Genomic DNA, 12193 nt, shown 5'->3' on the forward strand with positions numbered 1-12193 from the left:
GGTGGCCATGGCCACCTTTTTTATTGTGTAAATCGGCTTATGCTGTCTTTTGGATCAAGCAATAATAAAAACCATCACCTTTCGCTTGCTGTGGTAACAATTGACGACCGTGGATTTGTTCAATTCCCCAATCTGCATCAATTTTAATTTCTTGAGCATCTGCATGCGTTGCAAAAAAATCAACCATCTGCTGTTCATTTTCCGCTTTTAAAATTGAACAAGTGATGTAGAGCAAGTGGCCACCAGCTTTCACTTGTTGCCACATGTGTTGCAAAATTTCTTTTTGCAACGCAACGGTTTGAGCAATATCACTTGATTGGCGCAGTAAGCGAATATCTGGATGACGGCGCATTACCCCAATGGCAGAACATGGCGCATCTAGAACGATACAATCGACAGCTTCAGGTACAATCCAGTTGGTCGCATCGGCTGTCAAAATTTCAACATCCGCGTGCTGTGTCAATTGAAGGCGTTCTAGATTTTCAGAAACGCGTAATAAGCGTTTTGAATCTTGATCAATGGCATATAACTTTTTCAGGTCAAAGCGTTCAAGTAAATGTGCTGTTTTACCACCTGGTGCTGCACATGCATCTACCACCACTTTGCCATCTAAGTTTGGCAAAATTTGTGCGCAGAGCTGAGCGTGCTCATCTTGTACAGAAAAACCGCCATCTTCAAAGCCAGGAAGGTTTGGAATTTGAACAGCTTGCTCGAGCACGATCCCAACATCTGAAAGTTCACATGCACGGGCAGCAATATTGTGTTCGGTTAAAATGTCTAAGAAGTCACCACGGCTCACTGCACTGTCGTTGACACGGAGTGTGAGTGGGGCAATTTGTTTTAAATCCCAACATAATTTTTCAAGGGTTTCTTCGCCCCAGTCTTTTTTCAAGCGTTTAAATAACCAACTTGGTAGACCATGCGCGTGAGCGAGTTCTTCTTGAAAATGCGTTGTTTCACGTGAAACACGGCGCAGCACCGCATTAACCAAACCACTGAGTGGGCCATAACCCAATTGCTTTACAGCTTCAACAGTTTCAGAAATTACCCCATGTGGTGCAAGTCGTGTGCAAAGCAGTTGGTAAATACCTACATACATGCAGGTTTCGACGGTTTCGTTGTTATCTGATTTTGTCAGTAACGGCAAAGTAATACTTTTTAAGCTATACCACTGGCGTAGTGAACCCAGTACTAATTCATGAAAAAGTGCACGATCACGATCCGCGACTTTTTGTAAATGAATTGGGAGCACGCTAGCAAGAGATTGACCTTGATGGACGGCCAATAAAGTACGAATCACTTGAGCGCGTAAATTAAGGTGGGAAGTTCCCGGTTGTGGCTGACTCATGGGAGAATTTGTCCTACCTGAAGTTTTTGAGTTTGGTTAATTTGAACGGGGTTGAGGGCTTTGCCACCCGGCCATTGAAGACTGGTCAGGCAAATCGCTTTTTCATCGCCGCAAGCAACGTGAACGCCTTGCTTGTCTATATTTAAAATGGTGCCAGCTGTTTTGCCTGAAGCATCTACATTTGACAGCATAGAGCCCCAAACACGCAGATTATTGCTTTCATCTAGCGCAATAAAAGCCACAGGCCATGGGTTAAAGGCACGAATGTTACGGTCAATTTGTACCGCTGTTTCAGACCAGTTAATTTGCGCTTCAGCTTTAGAAAGCTTGTGTGCATAGACTGTTAATGCTTCATCTTGCACTTCTCGTTCAGCCAAATAACGCTGCAGGCTTGCTTCGGAAGCCAAGACTTGAACAGTGGCTTCTGCACCTTGTTGCGCCAATTTGTCGTGCAAAGTAGCAGAAGTATCTGAAGCTTCAATCGGACAGATGGTTTTCAGCATCATATCACCCGTATCTAAACCAGCTGCCATTTTCATAATGGTTACACCAGTTTCGGCATCACCTGTGCTGATAGCACGCTGAATAGGTGCTGCACCGCGCCAGCGTGGAAGCAAAGAACCATGAATATTCAAGCAACCATATTTAGGCATGTCTAAAACAGCTTGAGGGAGAATCAAACCATAAGCTGCAACCACCATAACATCTGCGTTGTGAGCACGAAGTTCTGCTTGAGCTGCTAAGCCGTCTTCAGTAGAAGATTTAAAATGTAAAGGTTGATATACCGGAATGCTGTTCTCAAGTGCTAACTGTTTCACTGGAGATGCAGTGAGTTTTTGACCGCGACCAGCTTTACGGTCAGGTTGGGTGTAAACCGCAACAATTTCATGTTCTGTTTTTAATAATGCGTCCAAAGCTACGGCCGCAAATTCGGGCGTGCCTGCAAAGATGATTTTCAACGTGAACACGCTCAAAAAATGAAGTGAGCTCTATTATACCAAACTCGAAATTTATAGTTTTGATTAATAGACCTTGTATCTTGGAGCTTGTAGTGATTAGCTTCCACTATATGCAAATTGTAGAGTTTGTAATAGACCTAAGACTTTTAGTCTGTGAAAGAGATAAAACCTACAATTTGCCCTAACCACTTGCACAACTCTGGACGGTAACTAAGCACTTTGATGCAGTATTCACAAGAAAAGACGGTGGTTATGCTAAAACAATAATTGGATAAATAAAGCAGGTAAAGATTATGTTTTATCTTGGTATTGATGTTGCTAAAGCTAAAATTGATTGCTGTTTAATTTTAGAAAATTCTGCAAGTAAAAAGAAAACCAAAACTTTTTCAAATACGCCAAAAGGTTTTGAGCAACTTCAAACCTGGCTAAAGTAGCATGCTGCAACTTCTACGCAGACCATTATCTTAATGGAAGCCACATCTATTTATCATGAACTCTTGGCTAAATATTTATTTGATGCGGACTATCAAGTCTGTGTAACCAACCCTGCCAGAGCTCGATATTTTGCTCAGAGTATGTCTAAGCTAAATAAAACAGACAAGGTGGATAGTGAAGTTCTAGCTCGATTTGCGATGACTGCCGATCTACATTTTTGGCAACCTGTACCCCAACCTATTCAATTTCTGAATGCTTTGCTAGATAGAAGAGCTGTGCTTTGTGAAGATTTACAACGTGAAAAGAATCGTTTGGAAAAAGTAGAGTCTACCTTCACGATGGAACCTGTACTTTAGTCTATCCATAAGAGTATTAGGCAGTTAAACAAGCACATTCAGGGTATCGACCAGCAAATTGATGCTCATATCGATCAGAATCCTGATTTAAGAAATGATAAAGAACTGCTCAGCAGTATTCCAGCTATTGCAGATCGAACCAGTTTATTAATGCTCAGTTTCTTGCGCAGCCATACTTTTGAAAGCGCTAGTCAAGCGGCCGCCTTTGTTGGCTTGGTCGCCATTCAAAAGCAATCAGGTAGCTCCATTCATGGCAGAAGCCGTTTATCCAAAGCGGGCTCTTCCAAAATACGTGCCGGTTTATATATGGCAGCCATTGTCGCAACTCGGCATAATCCCCACATTAGAGGGATGAATGAAAGATTATTGGCCAATGGTAAAACCAAAATGATGGCGATTGGAGCTGCGATGAGGAAGTTGGTTCATCTTTGTTATGGTGTACTCAAACACCAACAACCTTATCAAGCGGATTATTGAGCATGAATTCTCAATAATTTGCTTGACGTTTCAGACGGTATCTCTTGCGAAAGTAAAAATCACCTCCATATAAATTTCATGAGATATCAGAAATTAAATCGTTTTTCAGATTCTGAATTCAAACGCTTGGTTGGCGTACCTCGACAAGTTTTTACTGAGATGGTAGAGGTTCTAGAAAAAGCAGAATCACTCAAAAAGAAATCAGGTCAACCTCATACTTTAGATATAGAGGATCAATTGTTATTAACTCTCAATTACTTACGAAACTACAGCACTCAACTGGAATTAGCGGCAAATTACCATATTGCTGAAAGTAATGTGAATCGGACGATTAAAAAAGTTGAAAATGCATTGATGAAATCAAGACGTTTTACCCTGCCAAAACGAAGCATAACCACAGTAGAAGAACACTTTAACTGGGTCATTATTGATGCGACAGAATGTTCAATCGAACGCCCGAAAAAAAATCAGAGTAAGTTCTATAGTGGTAAAAAAAGAAACATACGCTAAAAGCTCAAGTGATCTATCATCCGAAGAGTAAACAAATCATAGGGCTAGATATATCGAATGGCAGTCAGCATGACATTACACTGGCAAGAAAAACGGTTAAGAAATTTAAACATTGTGAATATGTTATGACCGATTTAGGGTACTACGGATTAGAGCAACATGGCTTTAAATTATTGATGCCCATAAAGAAAAAGAAGAATTTCCCCTTATTTAGTGTTGAGAAAAATTACAATAAACTGATTGGAAAAATACGAGTTGTGATCGAACACATCAATAGTCAATTGAAAACATTTAGAATATTGAGTGAGCGCTATCGAAATAGACGGAAAAGATTCGGTTTACGCATTAACTTAATTGCTGCACTGGTAAACCGAATAAACTCGCAATAAGGACTTTCGCAAGAGGTCTAATATTAATGATGCAATTTCGAGCGTAAATACGGCAGCCACCAAAGCCAAAACCACAGTGACACAAGGTGCAAATATTGTCGTTACACCATCGACCAATACCGATGGTTCTACGAACTATCAAGTTGCAACGGCGAAGGATGTTAATTTTGATAATGTGAATGTCAGCAACAACGTGAGTGTCGGTGGAAATGTCAGCGCAAATGAGTTCAAAGCTGGCAACACCAGTGTGAATAACAACGGCATCACAATTGCTCATACTGACCCGAATAAAGTGGTGAGCGTGACAGATAGTGGCATTAGTGCAGGAGGCAATAAAGTCACCAATGTTGCACCGGGGGCCATTTCATCAACATCTACAGATGCGGTGAACGGTTCACAATTGAATGCAACGAATAATGCCTTCAATAGTTTCCTTGGTGGTGGCGCAACCTATAACGACAATACCAAAACCTATACGGCACCAACTTATGTGATTAACAATGGTTCGGGTAGTAATAGCTATAACAATGTTGGTGATGCGTTGGGTGCACTCAATCAGGCGGATAGCACCATCAATAACAGAATCGATGTGTTAGGCGACCGCTTAGAACAAAGTTTCCGTAATACCAATAACCGAATTGATGATGTAGAGAAAACAGCAAATGCAGGTATTGCAGCAGCTATGTCCTTAGAAAACGCACCTTATATTGCAGGTAAATATACTTATGCAGTGGGTGCGGCCTATCACGGTGGTGAAAATGCAATTGGTGTGACCTTACGTAAAACAGCGGACAATGGTCGCTGGTCATTAACAGGTGGTGTTGCAACAGCCTCTCAAGGTGATCCAAGTGTTCGAATTGGTATCAGTGGTGTGATTGATTAATACACGGGATATCTACACTTTTCTTAGATTCAAACAATTAGAGAGAATATAACAATGAATAGAACACAGAAGATTGCGATGATGGGCCTGATCGTTGTGGGTATGGCATCATCAGTATGGGCAAATGAAAACCTAAATTTAAACCAAGCCTCTGAGGATGTGACTTTTCCAGAGCCAAAAGATAGTTACTTAAAACAAGTGCATCGTTATGAATATGCAGATGTACTGCGTTTGGATAATGGGCTGACTAAAGATCAAATTCGACGCTTACTGGGTAATCCACAGTTTAGTGAAGGGTTGTTTGCGGTACGCCAATGGAACTATGTTTTAGATATTCGAGTTCCAGAAACACAAAACTACCGCAGATGCCAATTACGAATTGATTTTGATCAACACTATTTGGCAGAACGTTATTCATGGCGAGGCTTGTCAGGGTTTAGCACAGTATGGCGCAAATAATGAAACGCCTCCTGTTGTACCAGCTCCAAGCCCAGAAAAGCATGCAGCTCACTTTCTATTTGCATTTGACCGTAGTGATGCATCCTCGATTGAGCAGCAGTCTATTCAATTTAATGAATTGGTAGCTGCATTAAAAAACAGTAATCAGCCGATTCAAATTACAGGTTATACCGACCGAAAAGGCCATGCTGCTTATAATCAAAATTTATCTGCACGACGTGCACAAACTGTAGCGGCATTGCTCACCCAAAATGGAATTGCTGCTGATCGCATTCATGTATCAGCACAAGGCGCGACAGGAGAATACCAAAGCTGTGAAGGGCAATTAAAACGCTCAAGTGAAATCCAATGTTTAGCACCTAATCGGCGAGTTACCGTAAATTGGTAAGCTTTTAAATTTTAACCATATAAAAAAAGCATTCTGAGGAGTGCTTTTTTTATGGCATTGGATCAGTATTTATATAAATAAAACTCATGCAAATTGTAAAAATTATTCATGAAAGTTTTGTATTTAATCATTGATGATAGCGTTATAGTAGTTTTAACATAGAAATTTATTGTGCCTGCATCGAAGCAGATATAGACATATCTAAGCGGTCACACGCATTTTTCGCTACGTTGCATAACAGTAGCTTATTTTATGATATGTTTAAAATTAAACTGTTTTCATGCTCACAATCATAAAGATTTTGCCAGAGTAAATGCGATCATTTACTCCAGCACAAACATAGTTGGAATAACACCATGCCTGATTATCGTTCAAAAACATCGACACACGGAAGAAACATGGCGGGTGCGCGTGGCTTATGGCGCGCAACTGGTATGAAAGACGAAGACTTCGGCAAGCCAATTATTGCGGTCGTTAACTCATTCACGCAATTCGTACCAGGCCACGTTCATCTCAAAGACTTAGGTCAACTTGTGGCGCGCCAAATTGAACAGGCAGGTGGTGTAGCCAAAGAATTCAACACTATCGCTGTAGATGATGGTATTGCAATGGGCCATGACGGCATGTTGTATTCATTGCCTTCACGTGACTTGATTGCAGACTCAGTTGAATACATGGTGAATGCACACTGTGCAGATGCAATGGTATGTATCTCTAACTGTGACAAAATCACCCCAGGGATGCTAATGGCATCAATGCGTTTGAACATTCCAGTGGTGTTTGTATCAGGCGGTCCTATGGAAGCGGGTAAAGTTAAAATCCGTGGCAATGAACATGCAATTGACCTTGTTGATGCTATGATCGTAGCGGCTGATGACAACTTTACTGACGAAGAAGTAAAAGAATATGAACGCTCTGCATGTCCAACATGCGGTTCATGTTCAGGTATGTTCACTGCTAACTCAATGAACTGCTTAACAGAAGCATTAGGTTTATCTTTGCCGGGCAATGGTTCTACGCTTGCAACACATGCCAACCGTAAAAAATTATTCGAAAAAGCAGGTCAGTTAATCGTAGAGATTACTAAACGTCATTACGAACAAAATGATTACAGCGTGTTGCCGCGTAATATCGCGCCTAAAGCAGCCTATGAAAATGCAATGACTTTAGACATCGCAATGGGCGGTTCAACCAATACGGTATTGCATCTTTTAGCTGCTGCACACGAAGCAGAAGTAGACTTTACGATGGACGATATTGACCGTTTATCACGTAAAGTACCTGTGCTATGTAAAGTTGCGCCAGCGAAACAAGACGTTCACATGGAAGATGTACACCGTGCAGGCGGTATCATGTCAATCTTGGGTGAATTAGACCGTGCAGGTTTACTCGATACTTCTGTGAGTACTGTACATGAGCCAACCTTAAAAGACGCTTTGGATAAGTGGGACATTATCCGCACTGAAGATGAAGAGGTTTATAATTTCTTCAAATCTGCGCCAGGCGGTGTACCAACACAAACTGCCTTCTCACAAGACCGTTACTACTCACGTTTAGACGGCGATCGTGAAAAGGGCGTCATCCGCAATGCAGAACATGCTTTCTCTAAAGACGGCGGTTTGGCAGTGCTTTACGGTAACATTGCGCTTGATGGCTGTATCGTAAAAACTGCGGGTGTAGATGAATCGATCTTAAAATTCAACGGCACAGCACGCGTATTTGAAAGCCAAGATGATGCAGTAGAAGCGATCCTAGGTGGTAAAATCGTTGCAGGTGATGTGGTTCTTATCCGCTACGAAGGCCCGCAAGGCGGTCCAGGTATGCAAGAAATGCTTTACCCAACCAGCTATTTAAAATCGAAAGGCTTAGGTAAAGACTGCGCACTGGTAACAGATGGTCGTTTCTCAGGCGGTTCTTCAGGTCTTTCAATTGGCCACGTTTCTCCTGAAGCAGCTGAAGGCGGTGCAATTGCCTTGGTTGAAGATGGTGACCGTATCGAAATTGATATTCCAAACCGTACCATTCACTTGGCAGTAGACGATGCAACAATGGCGCATCGCCGTACGCAACAAGAAGCGAAAGGTTGGAAGCCTGCGAAAGAGCGTCCACGTAAAATTTCGAAAGCACTCAAAGCTTATGCAATGCATGCTACAAGTGCTGCCAAAGGTGCAGTAAGAGAGATCTAATCTTTCAATAAACCCATAAAAAAGCACGCGAAATAAGCGTGCTTTTTTATGTCTAAGTTTAGGCTGTAGTAGATGTGGCAGGCAATTTTACAAGTAGGTATCTGAAGCTTGAACTGATAAACTAGTGGGCAAATGATCAACGGCTAATTTGATTGATGTTGCCCGCCATCCGCGAAACATTGAACATTGTGACTTGAGTTGCTATAAGTTTGGCTGAGGGTTATAAACTAATTTCATATTCCCACATCGGGAGATAAAACTGTGCGATATCATCATGATCGCATGGCTTTGTTTATTGAGGCTTAAATTCATGTCACTGTTACGCCGTTGGTTTGATCCAATCCGATCGGGATGGTTTTACAATAAACCGTCACGTCAAGCGGTGTTGTCCACAGAGCAAGGTTTAAGCGTCTATTTGCGTTTAGATGATGTCTATAGTTATTTGACGGCGCAGCAATTGCCTCAGTTAGAAGACATTTTGAGTGATGAACTAAAACCGCTTAAGGTGATTATTTCTAATCGTTCAGCAGAAGCACCCAATCACATGTCAGAAGCTGAGTGGCATAATTATTGTTTAAATGATGCGCAAATTTTATCGAAGCAACATCGCTTTAGTTTTCACGAAACGCCAGAACAACCCAAACCAGAAGCCTTATTACAGGCCGAAACAATCTTAAAAAATACCCCCTTACGTGGGCAAGATTTTCTCTATTTATTAGAAGATGTGTTTCACATGCTGTGGCAAAAGCAAGATGGCAAATTACGTACTTTATATGCCATGGCCAGCAAACATCATCGTGCACAACATTTTGAAGAACGTATTTTTAACGACACGCCAGTATTGGCCAGTTATTTTGAATTTGGGGAGCGTAAATATCATGCAGTTGATGATTTATTGCGCTTAACCCGCCGTTTGCGTCAGCAAAAGCTCCTGACGGATAATCCTATTTTTTTAATTAACCACATCGAATGGCGCGAACATCTGATTAGTGATGCTGAAGAGCTCAATGAAATTCAAGCACTCGACCCAGAGCTAGATTTATATGTGGCCTTAGAAGATCCGATTTCGTGGCTACTTTTGGCTTATATCAAAGAAGAGCTGGCAGACTATTATAATATTCGCCTGAATATTTATCCGCTGAGTTATCACGGCCGCGATTTATTTGATTGGGGCTTGGCAACACGTTTGTCTAAACGAACGGGAGTCAGTTTTACGCCGTTCTGTCGTCCAGACCAGCAGGCAACAGTGCAGATGACCAATTTGTACTACAGTGTGCCTGAAGAGCAACGCATTGATGCCATGTACAAAATCTTGCATGCAGTATGGTGCAAGGGCAAAGACCTATCATTTAAGCCCCATTTTCAACAGTTACAACAAGAATTAGAACTGACCACGTTTACCACTGAAGATGTACTGGGTAAATTAGCCGAAAATGACATGCATTGTGAAATGAAATCACAGCCAGACTTTCCAGTGCTTGAGCTCAGAATTGATGGGCAAAGTTATGTATTTAATAGCTTATATCGCGTATGGATGATTGAAAGTATTTTCAGTAATGTGTTAGAAGAGAAGTATAAAAGTGAAAACATTGCTGAGAATGAGTTAAGGAAGAATGAAGAAAGATAAGGTTGAAAATTTGGAACAGGCGCGTGCTCAAATCGATGTGATTGACCATGCTTTAATTGAGCTTATTTCAGCCCGTCAGTTTTATGTCGATCAAGCTGTTCGATTTAAACGTACAACGCACGATGTACAATCTCCAGAGCGTGTGGAAGATGTGATTAAGAAAGTTCGTGGTGCGGCACAAGATCAAGGTGTAGATCCAAATTTAATTGAGCATATTTATCGCGAAATGATTCATCATTTTATTCAACGCGAGTTAAAGGAGCTACGTCCATAATTGGCAGGTCATATTGCAGTGAAAAATCAAATTTTTACTGCAATATGGGATAGTTTGCAGATAAGCTTAATATTTCATTTAACATTCACATTAAAAATGAAATAATGCATGCCTTATGTCCATGACTAAAGTCACTTTTTATTGCCTATGGATTCCCAATTTCAATATAGCAAGATCGTTAATGAGCTTGAAAACTATCAAGTTGCTATTGATGCACATTCAATTGTTGCGATTACAGATACTCAAGGCGTAATTACCCATGTGAATCAGAAATTCTGTGATATTTCTAAATATTCACGTGAGGAATTGCTGGGTTCTACGCATAAAATTATTAATTCAGGTTGCCATCCACGTAGTTTCTTTAAGCAAATGTGGGGCACCATTGCTCAAGGCAAAATCTGGAATGGTGAAATTTGTAATCGAAATAAGCAGGGTGAACTGTATTGGGTGGACACCACGATCGTTCCTTTTAAAGATCGGCACGGCATGTTGCAACAGTACATTGCAATTCGAACGGATATTACGCAGCTCAAACAGTCCGAAGATCATGCCCGCTACATGGCCTTGCATGACGAGTTAACCAGTCTGCCTAATCGGCGCTATATGCAAGATTATATGAAGCAAGTAATTGCTTCTAATCGTAGCAATGGCATGTATAGCGCGATGATCATGCTGGATTTGGATAATTTTAAAAATATTAATGACACATTAGGGCACAGTGTAGGGGATAGCCTACTGAAAATGGTGGCTACCCGTCTTTTACTTAACACCCCACAGCCTAATTCGATTATTCGCTTAGGTGGCGATGAGTTTTTGGTGATCGTATCGAATTTATCTATGCAATATGACGCGGCTTATGAGGCGGTATTGCAGTTGGCCCATAAGCTAAAAGCAGAATTAAATAAGCCTTATTTTTTAAATGAGCAAAGTGTTCATACCACAGCCAGTAGTGGCGTATTTATTTTTAAAGACTTTAATTTATCTGAAAATGAATTTTTAAAATATGCCGATATGGCACTGTACCATGCCAAAGGCAATGGTAAAAATTGCATTGCGGTTTTTGATCCTGTTATTGAAGAAAGCATTGTTTCGAAAGCAAAATTAATTATAGATTTACGTCGCGCTGTACAAGGTGATGAGTTTATTTTGCATTTTCAAAAAATAGTCAATGCATCTGAACAAATAATTGGTTATGAGGCTTTAATCCGTTGGCAACATCCTGAGAAAGGTTTGGTGATGCCGGGATGCTTTATGGCTGAGATTGAAAAATCCAGCATGATTCATGAAGTAGGTCAAAAAGTTCTCAACATGGCATGTCAGCAGTTACAAGCATGGCGTGATATCCCTGAATGTGCGCATTGGACAATTTCAGTCAATATTAGTGTCGGGCAATTTAGAGCAATTAATTTTGATCAAGAGGTCATTCAGTTGGTTCATGCATACGGTATTTGTCCAAGCCGTTTACGCTTGGAACTGACCGAAAGTATGTTTTATACCGACATGGACAGTTCAATCGCTAAAATGCATCGCCTCATTGAAGCGGGTTTTAACTTTTCTATGGATGACTTTGGGACGGGGTATTCATCTTTAAATTATTTAAGAATGTTGCCTCTACGCCAATTGAAAATTGACCGAGCTTTTGTTGAACATATTAGTGAAAACCCGCGTGATTTAGCGATTGTAAAAACCATTATTGCTTTGGCGGCAGCATTAGAGTTAAACGTTGTTGCAGAGGGTGTGGAAACTTTAGAACAGTTCCAATTACTCAAAGACAATGGCTGTACGGCATTCCAAGGTTATTACTTTGGTCGTCCTGAAGCATTATAAGGTCGCTTTAAGTTGGACCTTTAGAGGTTTTACTCATATCGAATAAGCCAAATATGCGCTCTATAGACATAAAAA

General features: G+C 40.9%; 8 protein-coding genes and 2 pseudogenes. 8 read left to right on the forward strand and 2 right to left on the reverse strand.

Annotation, left to right across the window (positions count from 1 at the left end; genetic code table 11):
- Positions 1-37 precede the first annotated feature (37 nt).
- Together rsmB and fmt are read right to left on the reverse strand one after the other, a co-directional pair.
- Positions 38-1348: a 16S rRNA (cytosine(967)-C(5))-methyltransferase RsmB gene (gene rsmB / locus DYI81_RS12320; protein ID WP_106986446.1), complete on the reverse strand. Its 1311-nt coding sequence runs from the start codon at positions 1346-1348 to the stop codon at positions 38-40.
- Complete coding sequence (fmt, locus tag DYI81_RS12325) at positions 1345-2307, reverse strand: methionyl-tRNA formyltransferase (RefSeq protein ID WP_106986447.1); 963 nt, start codon at positions 2305-2307, stop codon at positions 1345-1347. The genes rsmB and fmt overlap by 4 nt, the downstream gene beginning before the upstream one ends.
- Positions 2308-2600: 293 nt before the next feature.
- On the opposite strand from fmt, the pseudogene DYI81_RS12330 reads away from it, so the two are divergent.
- The 8 genes and pseudogenes from DYI81_RS12330 (at position 2601) to DYI81_RS12365 (ending at position 12118) form a co-directional block, all read left to right on the forward strand.
- Positions 2601-3575 (forward strand): annotated as a pseudogene (locus DYI81_RS12330) (IS110 family transposase).
- 78 nt (positions 3576-3653) lie between these two features.
- Positions 3654-4474 (forward strand): IS5 family transposase gene (locus tag DYI81_RS12335; protein ID WP_117007675.1). Its coding sequence is split into 2 segments (ribosomal slippage): positions 3654-4065 and positions 4065-4474, totalling 822 coding nucleotides; the frame shifts between segments, so codons are not numbered across the junction.
- 76 nt (positions 4475-4550) lie between these two features.
- Complete coding sequence (locus DYI81_RS12340; protein WP_240627407.1) at positions 4551-5357, forward strand: YadA-like family protein; 807 nt, start codon at positions 4551-4553, stop codon at positions 5355-5357.
- 54 nt (positions 5358-5411) lie between these two features.
- Positions 5412-6204, forward strand: a pseudogene (locus DYI81_RS12345) (OmpA family protein).
- 356 nt (positions 6205-6560) lie between these two features.
- Positions 6561-8390, forward strand: a complete 1830-nt coding sequence (gene ilvD / locus DYI81_RS12350) for a dihydroxy-acid dehydratase (protein WP_117007677.1) — start codon at positions 6561-6563, stop codon at positions 8388-8390.
- Between the two features lie 310 nt (positions 8391-8700).
- A complete protein-coding gene (locus DYI81_RS12355; protein WP_117007678.1) occupies positions 8701-10017 on the forward strand; it encodes a hypothetical protein in 1317 nt (438 codons plus the stop codon).
- Positions 10004-10291 carry a chorismate mutase gene (locus tag DYI81_RS12360; protein WP_106986452.1) on the forward strand — a complete coding sequence of 96 codons (288 nt, stop codon included), beginning with the start codon at positions 10004-10006 and terminating at the stop codon, positions 10289-10291. The genes DYI81_RS12355 and DYI81_RS12360 overlap by 14 nt, the downstream gene beginning before the upstream one ends.
- Before the next feature lie 147 nt (positions 10292-10438).
- Positions 10439-12118 (forward strand): EAL domain-containing protein, encoded by a 1680-nt coding sequence (locus DYI81_RS12365; protein WP_117007679.1) that lies wholly within the window; start codon positions 10439-10441, stop codon positions 12116-12118.
- Positions 12119-12193: the final 75 nt, after the last annotated feature.

It is taken from the genome of Acinetobacter sp. SWAC5, from assembly GCF_003419885.1.
Lineage (GTDB): Bacteria > Pseudomonadota > Gammaproteobacteria > Pseudomonadales > Moraxellaceae > Acinetobacter > Acinetobacter cumulans.

What these genes read in the sequence shown, in the direction of transcription:
- rsmB (WP_106986446.1), bottom strand. Translation starts at nt 1,348, where the DNA reads ATGAGTCAGCCACAACCGGGAACTTCCCACCTTAATTTACGCGCTCAA.
- ilvD (WP_117007677.1), top strand. Translation starts at nt 6,561, where the DNA reads ATGCCTGATTATCGTTCAAAAACATCGACACACGGAAGAAACATGGCG.
- DYI81_RS12355 (WP_117007678.1), top strand. Translation starts at nt 8,701, where the DNA reads ATGTCACTGTTACGCCGTTGGTTTGATCCAATCCGATCGGGATGGTTT.
- DYI81_RS12360 (WP_106986452.1), top strand. Translation starts at nt 10,004, where the DNA reads ATGAAGAAAGATAAGGTTGAAAATTTGGAACAGGCGCGTGCTCAAATC.
- DYI81_RS12365 (WP_117007679.1), top strand. Translation starts at nt 10,439, where the DNA reads ATGGATTCCCAATTTCAATATAGCAAGATCGTTAATGAGCTTGAAAAC.